This is a genomic window from Herbiconiux flava, from assembly GCF_013409865.1.
Classification (GTDB): Bacteria; Actinomycetota; Actinomycetes; order Actinomycetales; family Microbacteriaceae; genus Herbiconiux; species Herbiconiux flava.
The window spans coordinates 958,672-981,999 of sequence record NZ_JACCBM010000001.1; the positions used below are offsets into that span (position 1 = coordinate 958,672).

Sequence of the window (23,328 nt, forward strand, 5' to 3'; positions counted from 1 at the left end):
GGCTGTACCGACACGGAGAAACCGAGAATTGATCATAACTGCAAACTGTATCAGAATAGTGATGGATAATCAGCTTGGCCGCTGAATTTGCGGATCAGTAGCGGAGCGTGGGCATGGAGGTCAGTCGAAGCCGACGATCGACTCCGGGCCCTCGATGTCGGAGACGATCGTGGGCATGGAGGCGGTGATGACCGAGCCGTCGGCGCGCATCGTGCCCTCGATGTCGGAGGTGGTCGGCGCGCCCTCGATGGTGGGGCGGTCGTCGGCCAGCGGGACGGTGACCGGGGTTCCGGACACGAGGAGCACGCGCTCGCCGCGCACCCATACCTCGACCGAGCGGTTCGACTGCGTCGAGGGGGAGGCGTAGCGCCCGGCAGGGGCGGTGGCGGCAGGGGCGGTGGTCGACCCCGTGTCGCCGGCTCCGCCGCGCCCGCCGCCGCCCGCGGCAGCCGCGACCCCGCCGCCCGCGGCAGCTGCCACCCCGTCGAGCGCCGCCACCGGAGTGGGCGCCGAGGGGCCGAGGATCGTGAAGGTCATCTCGTGCTGCCGCAGGTCGACCTCGATCAGCGAGCCGTGGATGGTCACGTGGAACACCATCGACTCCCACTCCTCGGGCAGCCGCGGGTCGAAGGTGAACTTGCCGAGGTAGTCGCGCATGCCGCCGAAGCCGAACGCCAGCGCGCTCCACACACCGCCCGTCGACGCCACGTGGATGCCGTCGGCCGTGTTGTGGTGCAGGTCGCCGAGGTCGACGAACAGCGCCGCCTGGAAGTAGCCGAGTGCGAGCTCGCGGTAGCCGACCTCGGCCGCGATGATGGCCTGCGTCGAGGCCGACAGGGTCGAGTCACCGGTGGTGAGCGCGTCGTAGTACTCGAAGTTCGCCCGCTTCTCGCGGGTGGTGAACTCGTCGCCCTGCAGGAACAGGGCGAGCACCACGTCGGCCTGCTTGATCACCTGGAAGCGGTAGATCACCAGCGGGTGGAAGTGCAGCAGCAGCGGCCGCTTCGAGGCGGGCGTGTTCTCGAGGTCCCACAGCTCCTTCTCGAGGAACTGCGCGTCCTGCGGGTGGATGCCGAGGTCGGCGTCGAAGAGGATGTGCATGGCCTCCGCCGCCTCCGACCACTCCTCGATCTCGTCCTCGGTGAGGTCGAGGCGCTTGGCCATCGCGGCGTAGTCGTCGGGGGACTCGTGTCGCAGCCGCCGGGCCTGACGCACGGCGGCACGGAGGTTCGCCCGCGCCATCACGTTGGTGAAGAGGTTGTCGTTGACGACGGTGGTGTACTCGTCGGGCCCGGTGACGCCGTGGATGTGGAAGGTCTGCGGCCCGTGGTCGCCCTCGCGCCCGCGCCAGAAGCCGAGGTCGGCCCACATTCGCGCCGTCTCGACCAGGATGTCGATGGCGCCGCGGCGCAGGAAGTCGTCGTCGCCGGTGGCCGCCACGTACTGCGAGAGTGCGTGGGAGATGTCGGCGTCGATGTGGTACTGCGCCGTGCCGGCCGCGTAGTAGGCCGAGGACTCGAGGCCGTTGATCGTGCGCCAGGGGAACAGCGCCCCGCGCTGGTTCAGCTCGACCGCGCGGTCGCGGGCGGCGGGCAGCATGCCCTGCCGGAAGCGCAGCGCGTTGCGCGCCACCTGCGGCGAGGTGTACGTGAGGAAGGGGAGCACGTAGATCTCCGTGTCCCAGAAGTAGTGGCCGCCGTAGCCCGAGCCCGAGACGCCCTTCGCGGCGATGCCGCCGCCGTCGGTGCGCGCGGTCGACTGGGCGAGCTGGAAGATGTTCCAGCGCACGGCCTGCTGCACGGCCGGCTGCCCCGGGATGACGACGTCGGAGCGCCGCCAGAAGTCGGCCAGCCACTCCTCCTGCCGCGCGAACACCTCTTCGATCGGCGTCTCGCGGATGCGGTCGAGCGTGCGGTTCGCCCGGTCGGCGAGCTCGGACGTGGGCACCGTGGAGGAGGTGTGGTACGCGATGGTCTTGACCAGACGGATGCGCTGCCCGGCCTTCGCGCGCACGCGGTAGACCTGCTTGGCGATGTCGTCGTCGATCTGCGCCGACTCGTCCCACTCGTTGGCGGTCTCGAGGTGGTGCTCGGCGCCGACCGCCAGGGTCATGCCCGAGTTCGCCGCGCGGTAGCCGAGCACGTAGCGGCCCTCGTGGATCCACTTGAAGCGCGGGAGCAGCACCCGCTCGCTGAACGAGGACGCCTTGCGCGGGTCGCCGATGCCGGCTCCGCCCGCTCCCGCCACGGGGGTGTACTCGTCGACCCTGTCTTGCCGGTTGAGGATCTGGCTCGAGATGAGCACCGAGGCGTCGGAGTCGAGCATGGTGACCTCGTAGTCGATGACGGCGAGGTGCCGGTCGGTGAACGAGACCAGCCGGCGCGAACGGATGAGCACCCGCTTGCCCGAGGGCGTGCGCCACTCCACGACCCGCTCGAGCACGCCCGTCCTGAAGTCGAGCCGGCGCGAGTACTCGATGGTGTCGGCATCGGCCACCACGAACGGCTCGTCGTCGACGTAGAGGCGGATGACCCGTGCGTCGGGCACGTTCACGATCGTCTGCCCCACCCGGGCGAAGCCGTACGCCTCCTCGGCGTGCTTGATCTGCCAGGTGTCGTGGAAGCCGTTGATGAAGGTGCCCTCGGCGTAGGCCTTGTGGCCCTCCTCGAAGTTGCCGCGGAGGCCCAGGTAGCCGTTGCCGACCGCGAACAGCGTCTCGGTGCGGCCCTGCGTGGCCGTGTGGAACTCGGCTTCGGTGAGCGCCCACTCGTCGAGCGGGAACTGGGTGCGGTCGAGCGGATCGGAGGCGATGGGGTTCATCGGATGCTTTCTCGGGGAGGGAACGCGGTGACGGGTCGATCGATGCTAGCGAACAGCGGATGCGCGGTGCAGCGCCTGGGCACGGAAAGCACCGCAGGCGAAGAAGTGCAGGAGAGGACGCGCGGTCAGCGCAGCGACGGCAGCAGCTCGTCGAGGTCGTCGACCACGATGTCCGCCCCGGAGTCGAGCAGCTCCTGGGCCCCGACCCCGCGGTCGACGCCGATGACGAGGGCGAAGTCGCCGTCGCGGCCGGCCTGCACGCCCGAGTGCGCATCCTCGACCACGATGCACTCGCTCGTCGGGAGGCCGAGCAGTGTGGCCGCGCGCTGGTAGGTGTCGGGCGCCGGCTTGCCCGAGATGCCCTCGGCCGCGGCGACCATCCCGTCGACGATCACGTCGAAGCGGTCGCGGATGCCGGCCGTCGTCAGCACGGCCTCCGCGTTGCGGGAGCTCGACACCACGGCCACCTCGTAGCCGGCCGCGATGGCCCGGTCGAGCATGACGGCCGAGCCCGGATAGGGGGCGATCCCGTCCTCGCGGAGGGCGGCGGCGAAGGCGTCGTTCTTGCGGTTGCCGAGTGCCCAGACGGTGCCCTCGCCCGCCGGGTCGTCCGGCGTGCCGTCGGGCAGCGAGAGGCCGCGCGAGTCGAGCAGCGACTTCACGCCGTCGAAGCGCGGCTTGCCGTCGATGTGGAGGTAGTAGTCGTCGTCGCTGTAGGGCGCGGCACCGTGCGCCTCGAGGTACGGCGTGAAGAGGCGGGACCAGGCGCGCATGTGCACGTCGACGGTGGGCGTGAGCACTCCGTCGAGGTCGAACAGGAACGCTTTCGAGGAGGCGATGCGCGTCTGGTCGCGGACTGCGGTTTCGGTCATGGTCAAACGGTACGCGCTCGACGTGAACGACATGTAATCGCCGTGTTTCGATCACGGGCGCGGTGAGCCGCGAGCCGGCATCGGCCGAGGGGATGCGCCGGTGCCGGCCCGGGCATCAGCCGATGCCGATCGCGCCGATGCCGACGCCCACCGCGAGCATCACCAGCGCGACCACGACGGCCCGCCAGAGCACCTTCTTGTGGTGGTCGCCCAGGTTCACCCCGGCGAGCGAGACGAGCAGCAGGATGGCCGGAACCAGCGGGCTCTGCATGTGCACGACCTGGCCGGTGATCGAGGCCCGGGCCATGTCGACCGGGTCGATGCCGAAGGCCGAGGCGCTCTCGGCCAGCACCGGCAGGATGCCGAAGTAGAAGGCGTCGTTGGACAGGAAGAAGGTCATCGGGATGCTCAGCAGCCCCGTGATCACGGCCGAGAACGCGCCCAGCGAGGCGGGGATGGAGGAGGCGACCCAGGCGGCCATGGCGTCGACCATGCCGGTGCCCTCGAGCACGCCGATCAGCACGCCGGCCGCCAGCACCATCGACACGACGCCGACGATGGAGGGGGCGTGGGCGACGATGCGCTCGGCCTGCTGCGAGACCCGCGGGAAGTTCACCAGGATCGCGACCGCGCTGCCCGCCATGAAGACGTAGGCGAGCGGGAGCACGTCGGCGACGAGCAGCACCATCACGGCGACGGTCAGCACGAGGTTGAACCAGAACAGCTTGGGGCGGAGCGTGGGGCGGTTCGGGTCGAGCATCGTGTCGGCCATCGCGGTGTCGGCCGGGTTGACGAGGGCCTGCAGGGCACCGGTCGAGATGCGTTCGACCTGCGTGGCGGTGCGCGCCGAACCCGAGCCGCCACGACCGCCGCGAGCCGCCGAACCCGAGCCGGGACGGGGCGAGGCCGGGCGCCGGAACAGTCCGCCGCGCGACGAGCCGGCACGGGCATCCGGGACCTCGCTCTCTTCACCCGGCAGCGCCAGCGACCCGAGCCGCTTGCGCTCAAGCCGGCCCAGGTGCCACGCGAACAGGAAGATCACGGCCAGCCCGGCCAGCATCGACGGGATCATCGGGGTGAACACGTCGCTCGGCGAGAGTTCGAGCGCCGCTGCGGCCCTGGCGGTGGGCCCGCCCCAGGGCAGGATGTTCATGGTGCCGTTGGCGAGGCCGGCGACGCAGGTCAGCACGACCGGGCTGAGGCCGAGGCGCAGGTAGATCGGCAGCAGGGCGCTGGTGACGACGATGAAGGTGGTCGATCCGTCGCCGTCGAGCGAGATGACCGCGGCCAGCAGGGCCGTGCCCACCACGACCTTCACGGGGTCGTTGCCGACGAGCCTCAGGATCAGGCGCACCAGCGGGTCGAACAGCCCCACGTCGATCATCAGGCCGAAGTAGATGATGGCGAACATCAACAGCGCCGCGGTGGGGGCGAGCCCGCCGATCGCGTCGAGCGCCATGTCGCCGATGCCGAGCCCGGCTCCCGCGAACAGGCCGAAGATGGTCGGCACAATGATCAGGGCGAGCACGGGCGTCATGCGCTTGGTCATGATCAGCACCATGAAGGCGGCGACCATTCCGAATCCGAGTAGTACGAGCACGGGAGACTCCTTCGTCTGTTTCCGGAAGACTAGGAAGAGGGCCCGGTGCGGCGCGCGCTACTGCGCATTTGCCGCGAAGAGCGCGTTGAGCGCGTTCTGCGCATTCTGCTCACGGGGCGCCCGGTCGCCGGGTTAGCATTCCGGCATGGCGACGAGGCTGCAGACGGGCGAGCGGATGCGCGGCCGCACCCTGCCGCGACGCGCCCCCTTCACCACCCAGGTCAACCGCTCCATCGTGGCGGCGATGATCCTCGTCTCGCTCATCACGGTCGCCCTCTTCGCCCTCACCGGCTTCAACCGGCTCGTGCAGCAGACCCAGGAGTCGGCGCTCCGGGTCGCGCAGAGCGTCGCCGAGACGCCGTCGGTGCGCCAGGCGGCGGAGGCCGAGAGCGACCGGCCGACGCCGTCCACGGATGCCGAGCTGGTCGACGGCACGGTCGACGACTACGCCCGCGCGATCGAGCAGCGCACCGGAGCGCTGTTCGTGGTGGTCACCGACGACACGGGGCGGCGGCTCGCGCATCCGAACCCCGACGAGATCGGCGACCCGGTCTCGACCAGCCCCGACGCGGCGCTGGCCGGGCAGGAGACCGTCAGCTGGGAGAGCGGCACCCTCGGCGACTCGGCCCGCGCGAAGGTGCCGATCTACGGGCTGGCCGACCCCACGCGGGTCGTCGGCGAGGTGAGCGTGGGACTGCCGCCGCTCGAGGTGTGGTCGACGGTGCTGACGGATGCGCTTCCCGTGGGTCTCTCGACCGCCCTCGCCCTCGGCGTCGGAGCGGTGCTCGCCGCGTTCATCACCCGGCGGTTGCGCGCGACCACCCTCGGCCTCGAGCCCGAGGAGCTGCTCAGCCTCGTGCAGGATCAGCAGGCCGTGCTGCAGGGCGTCGACGACGGGGTGGTGGGGCTGTCAGTCGACGGGGTGGTGACGGTGTGCAACGACCGGGCCGCCTCGCTGCTGGGGATCTCGCTGCCGGGCGCGGTGGGGCGGGCGTTCGACTCCGTGGTGACGGATGCGGGGGTGCGGGAGAGGGTGGCGGGTGGCGCGTCGTCGTCGCCTGCGCCGTCGTCGTCGGCTTCGTCCTCGGCCCTCGCCGAGCCGCTGCTCGTCGCCGGGCACCTGCTCTACGTCGACGTGCACGAGGTGCGGCGGGATGCGCGGCTGCTCGGCCGCGTCGTGATCGTGCGCGACGTCACCGACGTCGAGGACCTGACCCGGCGGCTCAGCGCCGTCGGCACGCTCGCCGGCGCGCTGCGGGAGCAGCGGCACGAGTTCGCGAACCGCATCCACGTGGTGTCGGGGCTCGTGCGGGCCGGTGACACGGCGCAGGCGCTGGAGTACCTCGACCAGGTCGCGGGGCACGGGCCGGTGCGGTTCCCGGTCGAGAACGCGCAGCTCGTGCGGGAGCCGTACCTGCAGGCCTTCCTCGGCGCCAAGGCGGCCGAGGCCGAGGCGCGCGGGGTGATGCTGCGGGTGGGGCCGGACGCCGACGTGGTGGGTTCGCTCGTGCATCCGGAGGACGTGACGACCGTGCTCGGCAACCTCGTCGACAACGGGATCGACGCGGCGGCGCGATCGGCGCGGACGCCCCGGTGGGTTGAGGTCGAGGCCCTGCGGCACGGGGACGAGCTGCACCTGTCGGTGATGGACTCGGGGGACGGTGCGGGGGAGCCCTCGTCGACCGCGCCGGCCGCTCCGCCGGAGGGCCCCGAGGCGGTGCACGGGCACGGCATCGGCCTGCGCCTCTCGGCCGACGTGGCCCGGCGCCACGGGGGGCGGCTGTGGCTGGCGATGGCCGGGGCATCCGACCACGGAGCCGTGTTCTGCGCCGAGCTGCACGGCCAGTTCGAGAAGGAGGACGGCTCATGAGCGAGCTGCGCGTCGTCATCGTGGACGACGACTTCCACGTCGCCCGGCTGCACACCCGCATCGTCGAGGCGACCGGCGGCTACACCGTGGTCGCGACCGCCGGCTCGATCGCCGAGGCCCGCACCGCGATCGAGGCGGCGCGGCCCGAGCTGCTGCTCGCTGACATCTACCTGCCCGACGGCTCGGGCCTCGACCTCGTGCGCGGCTACGACCTCGACGCGATCGTGCTGAGCGCCGCGGTGACGGCCGCGGCCGTGCGCACCTCGTTCCAGCGCGGCGCCTTCGCCTACCTCGTGAAGCCCTTCGCCGACGAGGCGCTCGCCGAGGTGCTGCGCGGCTACACCCGCTACCGCAACCTGCTCGACGCCCAGCCAGAGCTCGACCAGGAGACCATCGACCGCGCCCGCCGGGTGCTGCACGGCTCGGCCACCCGTGATGCAGCGGCGCGGCGCTCTCCGACCGAGCAGTCGGTGCTCGAGGCGTTGGCTCAGTCTCCGGATGCGCTGTCGGCGCCCGTGGTGGCGGCGCAGCTCGGCATCTCGCGTGCGACGGCGCAGCGGTACCTGTCGGCGCTCGCGCACGACGGCCAGCTGCTCGTCGAGCTGCGGTACGGAAGCACCGGGCGGCCCGAGCACCGGTATCGGCTGCCTCGCTGAGCGGCCGCGCATCCGCTCGTCTGCTCTGCTCACCTCCACCCCGCCGCTGGCGGAGTTCGCCAAGCGTGCGCGCGACCACCGCTCTATAGGTGGCGGTTCGGGCCAGGGCTGGTGTTGTTCGCGTACGCTGAACGCATGCACGGTGAATACAAGGTGCCCGGCGGCAAGCTGGTGGTGGTCGATCTCGACGAGGTCGACGGCCGCATCCAGAACTTCCGGCTGGCCGGCGACTTCTTCCTCGAACCCGACGACGCCCTGCCGCTGATCGACGAGGCGGTGAACGGGCTGCCCGCCGATAGCGACGCGGCCACCATCGCGGCCGCCGTGCGCAGGGCGCTGCCCGAGGGGGCCGTGCTGCTCGGCTTCACGCCCGAGGCGGTGGCGGTCGCGGTGCGGCGCTCGCTCGCGCGGGCGACGAGCTGGGACGCGTACGAGTGGCAGCTCATCCACACCGGCCCCGAGACGCCGCAGATGCAGCTCGCGCTCGACGAGGTGCTGACGAACGAGGTCGGCGAGGGCCGCCGCAAGCCGACGCTGCGCATCTGGGAGTGGAACGAGCCCGCCGTCGTGATCGGCAGCTTCCAATCGCTGAAGAACGAGGTCGACCCTGACAATGCCGCGAAGTACGGCTTCGAGGTCGTGCGGCGCATCTCGGGCGGCGGCGCCATGTTCATGGACGCGAACTCGGTCGTCACCTACTCCATCTACGCTCCGGCGGCGCTCGTGCAGGGCATGAGCTTCGCGGATTCCTACGCCTTCCTCGACGAGTGGGTGATCACCGCGCTAAAGTCGCTCGGCATCGAGGCGTTCTACCAGCCGCTGAACGACATCTCCTCGGTCAAGGGCAAGATCGGCGGCGCCGCGCAGAAGCGCCTCGGCAACGGCGCCGTGCTGCACCACGCCACCATGAGCTACGACATGGACGGCGAGAAGATGACTCAGGTCTTGAGAATCGGCCGCGAGAAGATGAGCGACAAGGGCACCACCTCGGCCGCCAAGCGCGTCGACCCGCTGCGCAGCCAGACCGGGCTCTCGCGCGCCGAGATCATCGACCGGCTGATCGCGACGTTCACCGGCCTGTACGGAGCGGTGCCCGACTCGATCACCGCCTCGGAGCGGGCGGCCGCCGAGGAGCTGGTGCGCACGAAGTTCGCGACGCCCGAGTGGATCGGGCGGGTGCCGTGAGCGCCGCCGACTCCCTCCCGTCTCTGCCCGTCTTCACCGTCGACGACCTCGAGGTGGCGCCGGTGTTCGACGTCGAGTCCTTCTCGAAGTCGGATGCTCTCGACCTCGGTGTGATCGCCGCCGACCTCGTGCGCTCCCGCGGCCTCGACCTCGCGGTCGACATCGTGCTCGCGGGCGACCTGGTGTTCCGGTCGAAACTCGGAGCGACCGGACCGGAGAACGACTTCTGGCTCGCGGGCAAGGCCGCTGTGGCGGTCTACTTCGGTGTGCCGTCGTTGCTGGTGCGCCGTCGGCACGAGGCGGCCGGCACCCGCTTCGACGAGCTCGATGAGCCCGCGGTCGACCACGCGGTGATGCGGGCTCACGGCGGAGCGATCCCGCTCTTCGTGCGCGGGGAGCTGCTCGGCACCCTCACGGCCTCGGGCGAGCCCGACGTGGTCGACCACAAGCTTGCGGCGGACGCCCTCGCGGCCTACCTGGCCCGCTAGCCCTCTGCAACCCGGCCATGTCCATCTCGGGCAAGCGCGTCAGCGCGCGGCAGCCGTGTGTGCTGCCGCGCGCTTCGCGCTTGCCTACGGATGCGATGGTTGGCTAGGCGGCGGGTCGCTGGATGGTGCGTCGCCGGGTGGTCGGGATCGGTGTCTGTTCCGTGTCGACCCATCTCGGCGGGATGAGATGCGGCACCCCGTCGTGCATGGTCAGTTTCCATGGCGATTTGTGCAGGTGGGAGTGGTGGAAGTGGCAGAGGAGGACGCCGTTGTCGATGTCGGTTCTTCCGGGCGGATGATCGTCTGAAACCCACTCGTTCGCATGATGTGTCTCGCAGTATGAGGGTGGCCTGTCGCAGCTGGGCCACACGCATCCGCCGTCTCGGGCCGCTAGTGCCCTGTTCTGCGCCGCAGTGAAGAGCCGCTTGGCCTTGCCGTGGTACAGGACCTCGCCCTTGTCGCCGAACAGGGTCGCCGCGACCGGCGATGAGCACCGGAGCTGCTCGACGGTGGAGGCGGGAACGGGCTGGTCGATGCCGTCGATCCAGCCGACTCCGCGTCCCTTTTCGAGGTCGTCGAGGGTCATGTGCACGTTGACGGTGGCGGTGGCTCCGTTGATGCGCGGCATGTCCTCGGCGCCAGCAGCGCGGGCGATCAACTCAGTCACGGTGTCGGCGTTCTTCTGCGCCTGCGTGCGGCCATCCGCGGTCGCGTATTCGTCTCCATCGACGAATCGCGGCCCGGTCACGCGCGGGCTCTGCAACGCTCGGATGCTCGCAAACCAGACCCCGCCCTGCTCGGGCGTGAGCGCGAACTTGCCCCGGTACATCCCATCCGGGGCCAGCGCGATCGTGAGCGAGCGCCGCATCTGCAGCACCTCGTCACGCGGTTCGGCGCCGTCGGGGTCGAGCACCTCGCGCAGGTGAATTGCGGCTCGAAAGGTCTCGTCGGCGGTCAGCCGGCACGAGAGGGTCTGATCGACCAGGGTCTCCTCGGCGAGGGTCACGACGTCGGGCGAGCATCCGCGGTCGGCGAGCGCACTGCACTGCTTCACGATGGCCGACGCCGCCTCGACGCCGAGCACGCCTTCATCGAGCACGCGGGCGACCGCCGGGAAGGGCGCCGGCCCTTCGCCACCACCCAGCAGCATCGACCCGCGAAGCTTCCGCCCGAGCTCGAGCCGCGCCTTGCACGCCCGCGCCGACGCCCCGGTGACCTTCGCGACCAGCGCGACCGGTGTCGTGAAGTTCTGCGACCGGCTGAGCCCCTCGTCGCCGAGCTCGGTGCGTGACCGCACCGCGACCTCACCGGCGGCGTGCACCTGCCCTGCCGAGGCCAGCCGCGCGATCGCCTCGAAGTCGGCCATGACCTCGAGAAGTGCCTCGTCGGTGAGACCCGCCATCCCGCTGATCGCTGCGCCCAGAGCGACGCGGAGATCGTCGGCGATCCCCTTGAGCTGGCCCTCTGATTCCATGCTGAGATTCTATCAGAAATACCTGATGAAAGCTCGGTTCATGTATTTGCATGTGCCCGAGATTCTTGCGCTCGGCTACTCGTTCAGCGCGGCGAGGAGCTCGGGCCAGACGTCGGCCTGCACCGGGTAGGGCGTCGAGAACGAGAGGCGCTGCACGACGCCGGCGAAGCGGTCCCGCAGCTGCGCCGCGACCTCGGTGGGGGAGCCTACGACGGCGAACTCCGCCAGCACCTCGTCGGTGACCAGGGACGTCATGGCGTCCCACTCGCCCTTAACCGACCCCGCGTGCATCCGCTCGTGCAGCTCGCCCCAGCCGTGCAGCTCGAGCACGCCCTTGTAGGCGGGCGTCGAGCCGTAGAAGGCGATCTGCTTCTTGATGGCGGTGGTCGCGGTGTCGAGTTCGGCATCCGTGCGGCCGACGGCGACCAGCGCGGGCAGGCTGACCTCGACCGGCTCACCGGCACGGTCAGCGGATGCCCGCCCGCGCTCGAGCGCCGGCAACGACACCTCGCGGAGGTACCGTGCCGTGGTGAAGCTGTGGCTGAGGAACCCGTCGGCGACCGCCCCCGCCGTCTCGGTCATCAGCGTGCCGACGGCCGCGAGCGCGATCCGCGGATTGCCGTGCGGGTTCGGCCCGGGGCTGAACACGGGCGACATCAGCGTGTGGGAGTAGAACTCACCCTCGAAGCGCAGGCGATCGCCGGTCTCCCAGCTGGCCCAGATGGCGCGGATCGCCTCGACGTACTCGCGCATGCGCTTGGCCGGGTGCGACCACGGCATGGAGAACCGGCGCTCGATGTGCGGTTTCACCTGAGACCCGAGTCCGAGCACGAACCGCCCGCCCGACACGAGCTGCAGATCGTTCGCGAGCATGGCCGTATTCATGGGGTTGCGCGCGAACGCGACGGCGATGGCACTCGACAGCCGCACCCGCTCGGTCGCCCGCGCGGCCAGCGTCAGCGCCACGAACGGATCGTGCCGCGTCTCGGTGACGAGCACGCCGTCGAACCCCTCGCGCTCGGCGACGCGCGCGGCCTCCTCGAGCTGCAGGGGGGTGCTGGCGATGTCGCCCCCGGCGTCGACGGCGAACCGCTTGCCGCCGCCGGTCGCGCCGGTCGCGCCGATCACGCCGGTCGACTCGGCATCAGCGGCATCAGCGGCATCAGCGGCATCAGCGGCATCAGCCGCGTCAGCGCCGTCGGCGGGCGTCGTGGCGGCGGTGGCTTCGGGGGTCTCGTCGGTGAGCATGCCCACATCTCACCACGACCAGCGGATGCACGCCCCTCGCCTGTCGGGTGACGACAACCCACCGCCCCCTCACCTGCCCGCCCGCGGGTCGCGCCCTCCAATCGCTGCCGACGTCTCCGGCATGCGAAGGTGCTGCGCGAAGCGGTGGGCGGGGCGTTCGACGAGGCGGTGGAAGGCGGTGGCGGTCGCGAGGGAGAGCGCGATCGCCCCGATCGCCATGGCGACGATGCCGAACGGGCCGAGAGCGGCCAGGGCCGAGCCCGCCACTATCTCGTCGGCCGTCTCCGGGGTCGAGAGGCAGAGGCCGGCTGCGCAGACGGCGTCCGACAGCGGCACCGAGAGGCGCACCACCGCGAGCAGCACGGGCTCGTGCACGAGGTAGAGGCTGAACGAGACGAGGCCGAGCCACTCCAGCGGCCTCGACGAGAAGGCGCGGCGGACGGGCGGCCACAGGCCGGCCAGCGCGATCAGCAGCATCGACGCGAGCAGGTGCCCGGTGGTCTCGACAACCGAGCGCACCGGAGGCGGAAGACCCGACGCCGACAGCTGCCAGCCCACGAGCGCCAGCTCTCCGGCGTCCGCCAGCGCGAGCACCGTCGCGACCGTCAGTGCACCCGGACGCCGTCGCGCCGCGGCCTCGAGGGCCCCCAGTATCCGGGCGAGAGCGGCCCAGTGGAGCGCGAGCACCACGCCCAGCCCGAACATCGGCAAGTAGAGCAGCGTCGGGTTGCCGAGCACGCCGCCGAGCGCCGCGGACGCGAGCAGCAGGGGCAGCGACAGGAGCGCCGGCACCCGCCGCAGCACGGCGAGATACAGCACGAGGAGCAGGGAGAAGAGCACCTCCCACTGCAGCGTCCAGAGCGGGGAGAGTGCGCCACTCGTCCCGGTGAGCAGTGTGGCGTCGTTCAGCAGCGCCCATGGGTCGAGGTGCGTCGGATGCCCGTCGGCCCACGCCCCGAACCCGCTGCTCGTGCGCCGCACCAACAGCGCCGTGATCACCACGAACGCCAGCGCCGCCCACACCGGCAGATACAGGCGGGCGAGCCGCGACAGCGTGTAGCGCCCGTAGTCGAAGCCGCCCGGCGGCCCGCGCGTCGCGAGCTTCGTCAGCACCACTCCCGAGAGCACGAAGAACAGCCAGACCGCGTGCGAGGCCGCGATGCTGAACGCGTTCGTCGTCAGCCCGAACGGCGACGGCCCCCACCAGTCGGCGACGACGTTCTCGCGCACCACGAGCAGCCCGTGCCCCACCGCCACGGCCAGCGCCGCGAGCCCGCGGAGACCGTCGAGTGCCGGCAGCCGTGCCGATGCGACGGGTGGCGGGAGGGTGGGCGAGCGCGGCACCGGGCCACCCTACAGCTTAATGAGAAAAGATCAAGAAGCGGTTTCGAAGTCAGTGAGACGCTCCAGCGCCCTGTCGAAACGCGCAAGACCCTCGTCGAGCGACGGCGCCGCCGACGCCCCGTGCCGGGCGACCTCGTCGAGGTCGGCGGCGAGGTTCGTGCGGGCACCGGTGAGCGCCGCGCGCAGAGCCGCCGCCGCCACTGCGACGTCGGGTCGCAGGAAGGCCGGCGCGAGCGGCGCCAGCGCCTCCAGGTCGTCGAGCGCCTCGAGTGCGAGCTCGGCGAGGTCGGCCGAGGTGCGGGCGGCGGCGGACCCGGCGGAGCGCACCGCCTCGTCCCGGGGCTCGCCGCGCGGCTCGTGGTAGGCGGCCCCGAACTCGGCCGACTCCCGCGCGTCGACGTCGGCGAGATCGAGGGCGCGTTCGCGGCGGGCATCCGCTCTCTCGGCGATCGCCCTGGCGGCCAGCGGATGCTCGTGCCGCGAGTACCCCGCCACCATCGCCGTCAGCGCGCACGCCATGCCCAGCATCACGCCCGACGCCGCCCCGCCGCCCGGGTCGCCCACGGGCTCGGCCAGGCGGCCCAGCCACGCGCGGACCGACGCCCCGCCGGTGGTCGCGCCGATCTCGTCGCCCATCGGCATCCGCCTCTCGTATCGTGCGTCGCCGCCGGAGGGCGATCGCGGTGCGGGTGGTTCGGCTGCTGCCGGTGCGAGGTGAGGCGGCCCCGGGTTAACCGCGGTCGACGAGCTCCTGGTAGTCGGGGTGGGCGTCGATGAAGTGGGCCACGAAGGTGCACTGCGGCACCACGGTGAGGGCGCTCGAGGTGCGCACGTCGTCGAGGGCGTACTCGACCAGGGCTCCCGCGAGGCCGGCCTTGCGGCGGCGGGGGTCGACCTCGGTGCGGGTGAAGACGATGCGGGAGCCTTCGAGCCGGTAGTCGGCGAACCCGGCGACCTGATCGTCGAGGGCGATCGTGTAGCGGTTCTGCCCGGGCTCGTTGCGGATCATGGTGCTCATCGGGGGCGACGATACGCCGCCGACCTTGGAACTGCCAGAATTGCACAATGCCTGTCGCCGGATCGCCCGAAGCCGGATCATCCGATACCGACGCGCCCGCCGCCCGATCGCCCCTCGACGAATTCGCCGACGACGCCCGGGGCGAGGGGCTCGTCGTCCACGCCGACAACCTGCCCGTGCTCGGCGCCTTCCCCGACGGCTCGTTCACGCTGATCTACCTCGACCCGCCCTTCAACACCGGGCGCGCGCAGGCGCGTCGCTCGACCACGGTCAAGCGGGTGCCGCTGCCTGAGGCGGTGGGCGAGCATCCGGATGCCGCAGCCCCCGTCGAGACCTCGGTCACCGAGACGGGCGCACCCGCCGGAGACCCCGCGACCGTCACCGCGGCAGAGCCGGTGGCCGGCCCCGTGCCCGAATCAGCGGCCGACCCCGCGCCCGACCCGGTACCCGGCCGCTACGCCGGCTTCAAGGGGCGCCTCTACGACCGCATCAAGGGCGACCTGCTGCAGTACGACGACCGCTTCGACGACTACTGGTCGTTCCTCGAGCCGCGGCTGGTCGAGGCGTGGCGGCTGCTCGCCGACGACGGCACGCTCTACCTGCACCTCGACTACCGCGAGGCGCACTACGCGAAGGTGCTGCTGGATGCGCTGTTCGGGCGCGAGAGCTTCCTGAACGAGATCATCTGGGCCTACGACTACGGCGCCAAGTCGAAGAACCGGTGGCCGACGAAGCACGACACGATCCTGGTCTACGTGAAGAACCCCTCCACGTACTACTTCGACTCGGAGACCGTCGACCGCGAGCCGTACATGGCGCCCGGGCTCGTGACGCCCGAGCGGGCCGCGCGCGGGAAGCTGCCGACGGACGTCTGGTGGCACACGATCGTGTCGCCGACGGGGCGGGAGAAGACGGGGTACCCGACCCAGAAGCCGGAGGGGGTGCTGCGGCGGATCGTGCAGGCGTCCAGCCGCGAGGGCGACTGGGTGCTCGACTTCTTCGCGGGCAGCGGCACGACGGGGGCGGTCGCGGCGGCGCTCGGGCGCAACTACGTGCTGGTCGACCGGAACGAGGCGGCGATCGACGTCATCCGCCGCCGCCTGCCCGCGGCCCGCGTGGTGGAGGTACCGGCAGCGCCGTGATCGATACCGTCGGCGCGGGCGTCACCACCCCGTCGTCAGCACGCGGTCGAGCTCGTCCGCGAAGCGGTCGGCGTCGGCCGTGGTCAGCGTCAGTGGCGGCTTGATCTTCAGCACGTTCTGCCGGTCGGAGGTGGGCTGCACGATGATGCCGCGGGTGAGCATCCGCTCGCACACCGCCGCGGTCTCGAGCGGCGCCGGCTCGAGCGTCACGCGGTCGCGCACGAACTCGACGCCGAGATAGAGGCCGAGGCCGTGCACCGCCCCGATCAGCGCGTGCCGCTCGCCGAGTGCCTGCAGGCGGGCCTTGAGGTGGGCGCCCACGACCCGCGCGTTCTCCTGCAGCCCCTCGTCGCGGATGATGTCGAGCACCGCCAGCCCCACCACCGAGCTCACCGGGCTGCCGCCCGCCGACGAGAAGAAGTAGCCCTGCGAGCGGTAGGCGTCGGCGATCTCCCGCGTGGTGACGACCGCACCGAGCGGATGCCCGTTCCCGGCCGCCTTGGCCACCGTGACGATGTCGGGCACGACGCCCTGCTCCTCGAAGCCCCAGAAGTGTTCGCCCAGGCGGCCGTAGCCGACCTGCACCTCGTCGGCGATGCAGAGGCCCCCGGCGGCGCGGACCGCGGGGTAGATCGCACGGAGGTAGCCGTCGGGCAGGGGCAGGCCGCCCGCGTTGCCGTAGAAGGGCTCGGCGATGAAGGCGGCCGGGGCGCGGCCGTCGCGGGCGAGCTGCTCGATGCGGGCCACGGCCTCGGGCCCGTAACGGGCCGCGTCGGTGCCGCGGTGGCGGCCGCGGTAGGAGTTGGGGGTGTCGAGGGCGTGGATCCACGGCGGCCGCGACTCGAGCGCCCCCGGGTTGTCGGCGACGGAGGTCGAGACGGCGTCGGACGCGAAGGTCCACCCGTGGTAGGCCTCGCGCAGCGCGACCGTGTGCTGGTGACCGGCCCGCGCCCAGGCGATGCGCAGCGCCAGATCGACGGCCTCGCTGCCGCTGTTCACGAGGAAGACGGTGTCGAGCGGGTCGGGCAGCAGCCCCGCCAGCCGCTCGGAGAACTCGACGATGCTCGCGTAGTTGAACCGCGAGTTCGTGTTGAGCAGCTCGAGCTGGGCGCTCACCGCATCGGCGATGCGGGGGTGGGCGTGACCGACGGACGCCACGTTGTTGACCATGTCGAGGTAGGCGCGCGCGTGGGTGTCGACGAGGTGGTGCCGCCAGCCACGCTCGATCTGCGGCGGGTGGGCGTAGTAGTGCTCCTGCACCTCGGCGAGCGACCGCTCCCGCCGCGCGAGCAGCCCCTCGCCCTCGTGCGGGCCGGCGGATGCGCGCGCCGCCGCGTCGGGGAGCAGCGACGTCGGGTCGCCGACGAGGGCGCCCCACGCCTCGGCCAGCTCGGGTGTGGCGAACCAGGGCGTGGTGGCCGGGTCGGCATCGGGGTGGAGGACGCGGATCGCGAGGTGCGTGGCGGCGCTGCCGAGCAGGTCGCCCGCGGTCACCGCGGCCGGTGCGGCTGGGGTGGTGCCGGCCGGGCCGAGGGTGGATGGGGTGAGGCCGGTGAGCTCGAGGGTGGCGGTGGGGCTGCGGAGGAGCATCCGCTCGCCGTCGACGGTGACGGTGCCGGCCCAGGGGGCGTGCACGCCCTGGGGCTCGGCGAGGTGGAGCTCGACGCCGAGGGCCGCGGTGGGCGCGTGCGGGTCGTCGAGCCGGGTGCGGGTGAGACGGCGCTCGCCGAAACGCGTGGCCACGGCGGGTGCCTCGGCCGCCAGGGTCGCGGCGGCCAGGGCGCGCTCGGCGTCGGGGTCGAGGAAGCGGCCGCGGGCGAGTGCGGGGGACGTGGTGGAGAGGTCGAGAGTCGCGAGCGGGCGGCCCACGAGGCCCGGGAGGAGGGGCGACGTGGCCGCGGGCACCGGCAGCGACGGTGCCAGGAGCCCGGGCGCCCGGAGCCCGAGCGCCAGGGACCCGGGCGCCGGGAGGCCGAGCGCCGCGCGGAGGGCCGCCGTGACGACCGGCGCCGGCACCGAGGTCGCCACCTCGAGGATGCGGTGCTCGTGCGCCGCGTTCGCCGCCGTGTACTCGTTGCCCGGGTCGATCGCGGCCGCGTGGTGGGCGCTCGCCACGAGGGTGGCCGCCCGGGCCACGACGAGCGGCCAGAGCGCATCGACCTCGGCGGCCTCGAGCGGCACCAGCGCGTGGAACGCCGTCACCGCCGGCAGCACCGACAGCACCGTCGCGTCGGAGTGGTGCAGCACCGACGAGCACGTCACCGCCAGCTCGGCGATGCGCCACGAGTGCATCACGTCGCCGATGTCGATGACGCCGAACGGCTGCAGGCGCCCGGCCTCGTCGCGCTGCGCCACCACGTTGTCGTCGGTGATGTCACCGTGGACGACCTGCCGCCGCAGCCCGGGGTCGAGCCCCTCGACGACCGGCCACACGGTGTCCATCGCCGCCCGCAGCGATGCGCCCGTGGCGGCGTCGGCGAAGGGCAGCAGGTCGTCGACGAGGTGGCGGGCGTTCCGCAGATCCCACTCCAGGTCGCGGTCGGCTCCCGGATGCGCGAACGCCGCCAGCGCCTGCACCGAACGGGCGGCGAGCGTTCCCAGCCGGGCCACGACCGATGGCGCGAGGTAGCCGGGGCCCGACAGCGTCGACCCCTCGAGGAAGTCGAGCAGGCGCACGGGCAGCCCGGCGCCGTCGACGACGGCGGTGCCGACCTGTTCGCCGGTGAGTGCCGGGTGGGTGCGAGGGGTGGCGACGTCGCCCGGGGACGCGCGCACCGCATCCGCCGCGGCCGACTGCGCCTCGAGCTCGGCGAGCGACGTCGACGGGTTCGCGACCTTGAGCAGCAGCGGCGCGGCACCAGGACCCGGACGCAGCCGGAAGTTCGCGTCGGTCTGACTGCCGAGCGACGTCGCCTCGAGGCCCTCGCGCGCCAGCCCGAACACCTCCGCGGCGATCTCGGCGGCCTGCCCCTCGGACACGTCGGGCGCCGCCGTGACGGTCTCGGCGAACGATCGGCGCGGGGCAGAAGGCTGGTGCATGCCCTCAGTATCTCGAAGGCGGCCCAGGCCCCGCGCCCACCTGACCCACGTTGTGGACAGTCGCGTCGACCTGACGCACGGTGTGGAAACTCGACGGGACGGTCGGGTCAGTCGGCCCAGCCGCCGAGGTGGGCCGCGAGTTCGGGTTCGGGCGGGAGGGCACGGAGGGCCGCCGGGCGGCGCTCGGTCGTGAACTCGTGCGCGTCGGGGCGACGCTCGCGGCGGTGCTCGGCGCGTGCTGCGGCCACGGAGACGATGAGGGCGGGGCCGGCGGGGGCGGGGTCGTGGAGCTCCACCCATCCGAGGTCGGCGGTGCCGACGTCGTCGGTCGCCCGGGACAGGGCGGTGCAGACGGCCGCGCGGTCGGCACGGGGGACGGTGAAGAGGGTGTCGGTCGTGACGGTGACGCGGGCATCCGCTCTGCTGGTGGTGGCGGAGCTTCGCCCCAGCACACGGTCGTCACCCGGGAAGAGGGCGGCGAGGGCGTCGTCGACCACGACGCGGGCGGTGGGGAGGGCCTCGAGGATGAGATCGGCGCAGACGGCGGTCGCCGCGGGGGTGCCCGACGGGAGCGTGACGACGATGTCGGGGGCGGCGCTGCGGAGGCCGCGGCCGACCGACCCGGGCACGCCGATGCGGTTGAGGAGGAGGAGGGTCTCGCGGTTCATCCGGCGGCGGAGCTCGTCGGGGTCGTCGCTGCGTCCGCTGACGTCGGGGCCGTTGTGCCAGGCCACCGCGGTGGGCACGTGGGCGAGGACGGCGCCGCGGGTGAAGGCGCGATGGGCCCACTCCCAGTCCTCGCCGCCGTACTCGTCGAAGCTCTCGTCGAAGCCGCCGGTCGCGGCGAAGAAGGCGCGGGAGCAGGCGAGCACCGAGGAGATGACGTAGCGGTACGAGCGGTGGTCGGCGTCGAGGAGGTCGTGCGAGCGGGCATAGGCGTCGCGCAGCCACGCGGGTTCGGGCAGCTCGGCCGCGGGGCCGGCGAGCTCGACGGGAGAGGCGACGGCAGGCGGCGAGAAGGCCGCGTGCCGCCTCCGCCCCACCGTCACGGCGTCGTCGCGCACCGCCGGCAGCCGCGTCAGCTCGGTGACGTACGAGGGCTCGGGCGCGGTGTCGGCGTCGAGGAAGCACAGCACCGACCCCCGGGCGACGGCGGCGCCCCGATTGCGCGCGGTGGCGGCCCGGAAACCGCGATCCGGCAGCCGGATCAGCCGCACCCCCGGCGGCACCTCGGGCGCCGAGGCCGAGCCGTCGTCGACCACGATCACCTCGAGCAGATCCTGCGGGTGGGTCTGCCGCGCCAGCGCGCCGAGCGTGCGCGCGAGATCGCCCGGCTGCTCGTAGTGCACGACGACCACCGACACGAACGGCGGATGCTCGGGCCGCACCCCGTCGAGCACCGTCCAGTCGTTCCCCGGCACCCGCACCGCGCCGCTCTCGACCCCGCTCACCACGCGACCCCCCGCCAGAACTCCCGGTACAGCGCCGCGACCCTCCCCGTGTCGGGCCCGAGCCGCCCGCGGGCGGCGTCGTCGAGCCACGTGCTCGAAGGGTCCTCGAGCGCCGCCGCGATGGCCGCCGGCAATTCGTCGGCGGTCGTCAGCGTGAGCGATCCGCCGTGCAGCTCGGCCATCTCCTCCATGTACGGGCTCGAGACGACGACCGGCCGCCGCCCCGCGCTCAGCCACGACGCGAGCGACCCCGAGGCCGAGACGTGCTCGTGCGCGATGACGGGCACCGTGGTCTGCCGGCTGCGGGCCAGCAGCTCGTCATCCGAGAGGTAGCCCGTCACGGTGAAGCCCACACCGAGCGACCCGGCGAGCGTCGCGAGCGCCGAGAGGTCGCCCTCGTGACCGGCGGATGCCCGTCCCAGCACCTCCACGCCCGCCGAGCCCGCCAGTGCCGCGACCGCGCGGATGACCCGGTCGTGCCCCTTACCCGGGTACACGAATCCCAGCACGCCGACCGTGGGGTCGGCGACCCGCACGGTGTCCGCGGCCGGATGCGGATCCACCGGCAACGGGATGACCGCCGCCCGCGCCGCCCGCGAGGTGTGCCGCCGCAGCAGCCGCAGCTCGTGCTCGCTGTTCACCACGACCCCTGCGGCGGCGTCGATCACGCGGCGGTACGCGTCCGAGCGCAGCCGCAGCCCCTCGTCGCCGTCGGAGGGCTGCGGCACGTCGTGAAGCGTCACCGAGAACGGGCCGCCCGAGGCGAGCAGCTCCACGGCGGCCGCGGCGGCGTCGGGGTCGGGCCCGAAGAGCCGGTCGGTGAAGTGCAGATGCCGACGGTGCGGATGCGCGGCCGCACCCGCACCGGCACCGCCCTCCGGCTGTCCGACGCCGGCGCCGAGCGCGTCGGCCAGCTGCTGCGCGTACCGCGTCACCCCGTGCCGCGGGTCGCCTCCGATGTGGAGGCGGGGGAGAGCCCCGGTCACGAGGCGAGCCCGAGCAGGCCCAGTGTGGAGGCGTGCCGGGCGAGCCCGGCGGTGACGGCTCCCGGGTGCTCGGCGTACCAGGCCAGGTGCGCCGAGCGCACGTCCTCCGCCGACAGCGACCGCCCGTCGACGATCCAGTCCACGGTCGGCTCCTCGGGCAGGTCGAAGGCCTCGATCACCACGGCCTCGCGCGGCGCGTGCACCGAGTCGAGCAGCGGCCCGCCCGGGTCGGCCGCGGGCCCCGGCAGTCCCAGCTGCGAGAGCACGCGCTCGCCGAGCGCCGCCCAGACGGGATTGCCCGGGTGGTTGATCGTGCGCATGAGCGCAAACGTGGGCGCGGCGAAGAGGTCGGAGGCGACGACCGATCCGTGCCGCTCCTCCCGCGAGCGGAGCGCGGCGATCGACTCGGCGGCGACCGCGCGCACCGCGTCGACGGTCAGGGCGGGCAGCCGCAGCCCGGCCGCCTCGGCCAGCACGGCGGCGTCGTGGTACGCCACGAGCGGCGGGGATGCCGAGGGGTCCTCCGGCGGCCGGATGATGAGGTGCCGCGGGTAGAGCCCGGCGAAGCGGATGACCGGCAGCACCGCGTGCCGCGTGCCCGGCCGGGTCTGCGCGAGCAGCTCGCGCGTGCCGAGCGGCAGCCCGCGGTAGCCGTCGCGGATCGGCTGGGCGACCACCGCATCCGCCCGCTCGAGCCAGGCCCCGAGGAAGGGCAGGTCGTCGTCGGTCAGCTCGTGCACGGGCGGGATGCGCACGGTCGTCGCGGCCGAGGGCGGCACCACGAGGCGCAGCGACTCGGCCTGGCAGTTGCCCAGCGCGAGCAGCACGGTCTCGCCGGCACCGACCGCGGGCCGGGAGTAGAACGCGCTGTAGTGCCGACGGCGCGCGTCGTCAGGGGTCGGGGTCACTCTCCCCAGTCTCGTCCGAAAGCGGGAGACCCGCACGAGCGGAACCCCCCGCTTCGGCCTAGCCTCGAACCGACATGAGTGCGCGCCCGAACCCGATCCGCGTGGCCAGCGTCCCGGCAGGGCATCCGTACGTGCGGGCCGTCACCCCGGGCCCCGGGCTCACCCGCCTGCTGCCCGACCCCGAGCTCGGCCGCCCGCCCGGTCAGTGGTGGCCGCCCGCCCTCTTCGACCCGTCCTACCTGCGCGAGAACCTCGACGGCTTCGACCTGCTGCACGTGCACTTCGGTCTCGAGTCGGTGCCCACCGCTCAGCTGGTCGAGGCGCTCGGACTCGTGCGTGCCGCCGGGCATCCGATCGTCTTCACCGTGCACGACCTCGAGAACCCGCAGCTCGTCGACCAGGCCGAGCACCTCGTGCGGCTCGACGCCGTGATCGCCGCCGCCGACGAGCTCATCACGCTCAGCCCGGGGGCCGCCGCCGTCGTCGCGGAGCGCTGGGGCCGCCCGGCCACAGTCGTGCCGCACCCCCGTATCGCCGAGCACTACCCGTCGGTCGAGCGGGTTCCGGATGCGCGCCCGCGCCTCGGCGCGCACCTCCGCGACCTCCGGCCGAACATCGACGCGCTCGCGGTGGCACGCTCGCTGGCCGCCGGCGCCCGGGCGCTCGCCGCAGCGGGGCGACCGGTCGACGCCGTGCTGCGGCTCGACGAGCGGGTGCGCGACGAGGCGACGGCCGCCGAGCTCGAGCGGTTCGTGCAGGACGAGGGCGGCCTCACCCTCGAGGGCGGCACCAGCCTCGAGGGCGGCCTCACCCTCGAGCGCGGCCTCAACCTCGAGGGCGGCCTCACCCTCGAGCGCGGCCCGCGGCAGAGCGATGTCGAGCTCGAACGCTGGATCGCGGGGCTCGACGTCGCCGTGATGCCCTACTCCCACGGCACCCACTCCGGCTGGGCGGAGCTCTGCTGGGACCTCGGCGCCGTCGTGGTCGACGACGGCCACGGCTTCATCGCCGAGCAGCTGCCCGACGGGGTCGTGAGAGGCGGCGCCGGGGAGGCTCCGGAGGCGCTGCTCGCCCGGGCGCTCGAGCTCGCGACCTCTCCGGGCTCGCCCGAGCGCGCCGCCGTCGTCGCGGCCCGCCGGGCCCGGCGAGACGCGGAGCACGACGGCATCACCCGGGCGCACACCGCGGTCTACCGTCGCGCCCTCGGGGACGTGCGTGCATAATTAG

At 72.7% G+C, this 23,328-nt stretch carries 18 protein-coding genes; 6 read left to right on the top strand and 12 right to left on the bottom strand.

Going from position 1 to position 23,328, the window contains the following annotated elements:
- Positions 1 to 120: 120 nt before the first annotated feature.
- The 3 genes from BJ984_RS04520 to BJ984_RS04530 all read right to left on the bottom strand — a co-directional run bounded on the left by BJ984_RS04520 (position 121) and on the right by BJ984_RS04530 (position 5,268).
- Positions 121 to 2,820 carry a glycoside hydrolase family 65 protein gene (locus BJ984_RS04520; protein ID WP_218869973.1) on the bottom strand — a complete coding sequence of 900 codons (2,700 nt, stop codon included), beginning with the start codon at positions 2,818 to 2,820 and terminating at the stop codon, positions 121 to 123.
- Positions 2,821 to 2,945: 125 nt separating this feature from the next.
- A complete protein-coding gene (locus BJ984_RS04525) occupies positions 2,946 to 3,692 on the bottom strand; it encodes an HAD family hydrolase (RefSeq protein WP_179547010.1) in 747 nt (248 codons plus the stop codon).
- Between the two features lie 115 nt (positions 3,693 to 3,807).
- A complete protein-coding gene (locus BJ984_RS04530; RefSeq protein ID WP_218870251.1) occupies positions 3,808 to 5,268 on the bottom strand; it encodes a CitMHS family transporter in 1,461 nt (486 codons plus the stop codon).
- Positions 5,269 to 5,437: 169 nt separating this feature from the next.
- Between BJ984_RS04530 and BJ984_RS04535 the strand changes: the two genes are divergently transcribed.
- From BJ984_RS04535 to BJ984_RS04550, 4 genes are all read left to right on the top strand, one after another.
- Entirely contained in the window at positions 5,438 to 7,162 is a 1,725-nt protein-coding gene (locus BJ984_RS04535) for a sensor histidine kinase (RefSeq protein WP_179547012.1), read from the top strand.
- Entirely contained in the window at positions 7,159 to 7,818 is a 660-nt protein-coding gene (locus BJ984_RS04540) for a response regulator (protein ID WP_179547013.1), read from the top strand. The genes BJ984_RS04535 and BJ984_RS04540 overlap by 4 nt, the downstream gene beginning before the upstream one ends.
- 135 nt (positions 7,819 to 7,953) lie before the next feature.
- Positions 7,954 to 9,003 carry a lipoate-protein ligase LplAB gene (locus tag BJ984_RS04545; protein WP_179547014.1) on the top strand — a complete coding sequence of 350 codons (1,050 nt, stop codon included), beginning with the start codon at positions 7,954 to 7,956 and terminating at the stop codon, positions 9,001 to 9,003.
- Positions 9,000 to 9,491 (top strand): heme-binding protein, encoded by a 492-nt coding sequence (locus BJ984_RS04550; RefSeq protein ID WP_179547015.1) that lies wholly within the window; start codon positions 9,000 to 9,002, stop codon positions 9,489 to 9,491. Before BJ984_RS04545 ends, BJ984_RS04550 begins: the two co-directional genes overlap by 4 nt.
- Before the next feature lie 103 nt (positions 9,492 to 9,594).
- Here the strand turns inward: BJ984_RS04550 and BJ984_RS04555 are convergent, their stop codons facing one another.
- The 5 genes from BJ984_RS04555 to BJ984_RS04575 all read right to left on the bottom strand — a co-directional run bounded on the left by BJ984_RS04555 (position 9,595) and on the right by BJ984_RS04575 (position 14,575).
- On the bottom strand, positions 9,595 to 10,965 hold the full coding sequence (locus BJ984_RS04555; protein ID WP_179547016.1) for an HNH endonuclease signature motif containing protein: 1,371 nt from the start codon (positions 10,963 to 10,965) through the stop codon (positions 9,595 to 9,597).
- A 75-nt stretch (positions 10,966 to 11,040) separates the two neighbouring features.
- Positions 11,041 to 12,213 (bottom strand): TIGR03617 family F420-dependent LLM class oxidoreductase, encoded by a 1,173-nt coding sequence (locus tag BJ984_RS04560; RefSeq protein ID WP_179547017.1) that lies wholly within the window; start codon positions 12,211 to 12,213, stop codon positions 11,041 to 11,043.
- Between the two features lie 69 nt (positions 12,214 to 12,282).
- Entirely contained in the window at positions 12,283 to 13,557 is a 1,275-nt protein-coding gene (locus BJ984_RS04565) for an acyltransferase family protein (protein ID WP_179547018.1), read from the bottom strand.
- A gap of 30 nt (positions 13,558 to 13,587) precedes the next feature.
- A complete protein-coding gene (locus BJ984_RS04570) occupies positions 13,588 to 14,193 on the bottom strand; it encodes a cyclodeaminase/cyclohydrolase family protein (protein WP_179547019.1) in 606 nt (201 codons plus the stop codon).
- A 94-nt stretch (positions 14,194 to 14,287) separates the two neighbouring features.
- Entirely contained in the window at positions 14,288 to 14,575 is a 288-nt protein-coding gene (locus tag BJ984_RS04575; RefSeq protein WP_173181938.1) for a GNAT family N-acetyltransferase, read from the bottom strand.
- A gap of 47 nt (positions 14,576 to 14,622) precedes the next feature.
- On the opposite strand from BJ984_RS04575, the gene BJ984_RS04580 reads away from it, so the two are divergent.
- Complete coding sequence (locus BJ984_RS04580) at positions 14,623 to 15,717, top strand: DNA-methyltransferase (RefSeq protein ID WP_179547020.1); 1,095 nt, start codon at positions 14,623 to 14,625, stop codon at positions 15,715 to 15,717.
- Positions 15,718 to 15,738: 21 nt separating this feature from the next.
- On the opposite strand, the gene BJ984_RS04585 is transcribed toward BJ984_RS04580, so the two are convergent.
- From BJ984_RS04585 to BJ984_RS04600, 4 genes are all read right to left on the bottom strand, one after another.
- Positions 15,739 to 18,756, bottom strand: a complete 3,018-nt coding sequence (locus tag BJ984_RS04585; RefSeq protein ID WP_179547021.1) for an aminotransferase — start codon at positions 18,754 to 18,756, stop codon at positions 15,739 to 15,741.
- A gap of 107 nt (positions 18,757 to 18,863) precedes the next feature.
- Positions 18,864 to 20,207 (bottom strand): glycosyltransferase family 2 protein, encoded by a 1,344-nt coding sequence (locus BJ984_RS18890; RefSeq protein ID WP_271206399.1) that lies wholly within the window; start codon positions 20,205 to 20,207, stop codon positions 18,864 to 18,866.
- Complete coding sequence (locus BJ984_RS04595) at positions 20,204 to 21,193, bottom strand: glycosyltransferase (RefSeq protein WP_179547023.1); 990 nt, start codon at positions 21,191 to 21,193, stop codon at positions 20,204 to 20,206. The genes BJ984_RS18890 and BJ984_RS04595 overlap by 4 nt, the downstream gene beginning before the upstream one ends.
- On the bottom strand, positions 21,190 to 22,101 hold the full coding sequence (locus tag BJ984_RS04600; RefSeq protein ID WP_179547024.1) for a WcbI family polysaccharide biosynthesis putative acetyltransferase: 912 nt from the start codon (positions 22,099 to 22,101) through the stop codon (positions 21,190 to 21,192). Before BJ984_RS04600 ends, BJ984_RS04595 begins: the two co-directional genes overlap by 4 nt.
- A gap of 74 nt (positions 22,102 to 22,175) precedes the next feature.
- Between BJ984_RS04600 and BJ984_RS04605 the strand changes: the two genes are divergently transcribed.
- A complete protein-coding gene (locus tag BJ984_RS04605; RefSeq protein ID WP_179547025.1) occupies positions 22,176 to 23,324 on the top strand; it encodes a glycosyltransferase in 1,149 nt (382 codons plus the stop codon).
- The last annotated feature ends 4 nt before the right edge of the window (positions 23,325 to 23,328 follow it).

Bases quoted from the DNA above. Each gene is read 5' to 3' on its own strand.
- BJ984_RS04575 (WP_173181938.1), bottom strand. From the start codon at position 14,575: ATGAGCACCATGATCCGCAACGAGCCCGGGCAGAACCGCTACACGATC.
- BJ984_RS04560 (WP_179547017.1), bottom strand. From the start codon at position 12,213: ATGCTCACCGACGAGACCCCCGAAGCCACCGCCGCCACGACGCCCGCC.
- BJ984_RS04535 (WP_179547012.1), top strand. From the start codon at position 5,438: ATGGCGACGAGGCTGCAGACGGGCGAGCGGATGCGCGGCCGCACCCTG.
- BJ984_RS04520 (WP_218869973.1), bottom strand. From the start codon at position 2,820: ATGAACCCCATCGCCTCCGATCCGCTCGACCGCACCCAGTTCCCGCTC.
- BJ984_RS04525 (WP_179547010.1), bottom strand. From the start codon at position 3,692: ATGACCGAAACCGCAGTCCGCGACCAGACGCGCATCGCCTCCTCGAAA.
- BJ984_RS04605 (WP_179547025.1), top strand. From the start codon at position 22,176: ATGAGTGCGCGCCCGAACCCGATCCGCGTGGCCAGCGTCCCGGCAGGG.
- BJ984_RS04530 (WP_218870251.1), bottom strand. From the start codon at position 5,268: ATGGTCGCCGCCTTCATGGTGCTGATCATGACCAAGCGCATGACGCCC.
- BJ984_RS04585 (WP_179547021.1), bottom strand. From the start codon at position 18,756: ATGCACCAGCCTTCTGCCCCGCGCCGATCGTTCGCCGAGACCGTCACG.
- BJ984_RS04570 (WP_179547019.1), bottom strand. From the start codon at position 14,193: ATGGGCGACGAGATCGGCGCGACCACCGGCGGGGCGTCGGTCCGCGCG.
- BJ984_RS04580 (WP_179547020.1), top strand. From the start codon at position 14,623: ATGCCTGTCGCCGGATCGCCCGAAGCCGGATCATCCGATACCGACGCG.
- BJ984_RS04555 (WP_179547016.1), bottom strand. From the start codon at position 10,965: ATGGAATCAGAGGGCCAGCTCAAGGGGATCGCCGACGATCTCCGCGTC.
- BJ984_RS04540 (WP_179547013.1), top strand. From the start codon at position 7,159: ATGAGCGAGCTGCGCGTCGTCATCGTGGACGACGACTTCCACGTCGCC.
- BJ984_RS04545 (WP_179547014.1), top strand. From the start codon at position 7,954: ATGCACGGTGAATACAAGGTGCCCGGCGGCAAGCTGGTGGTGGTCGAT.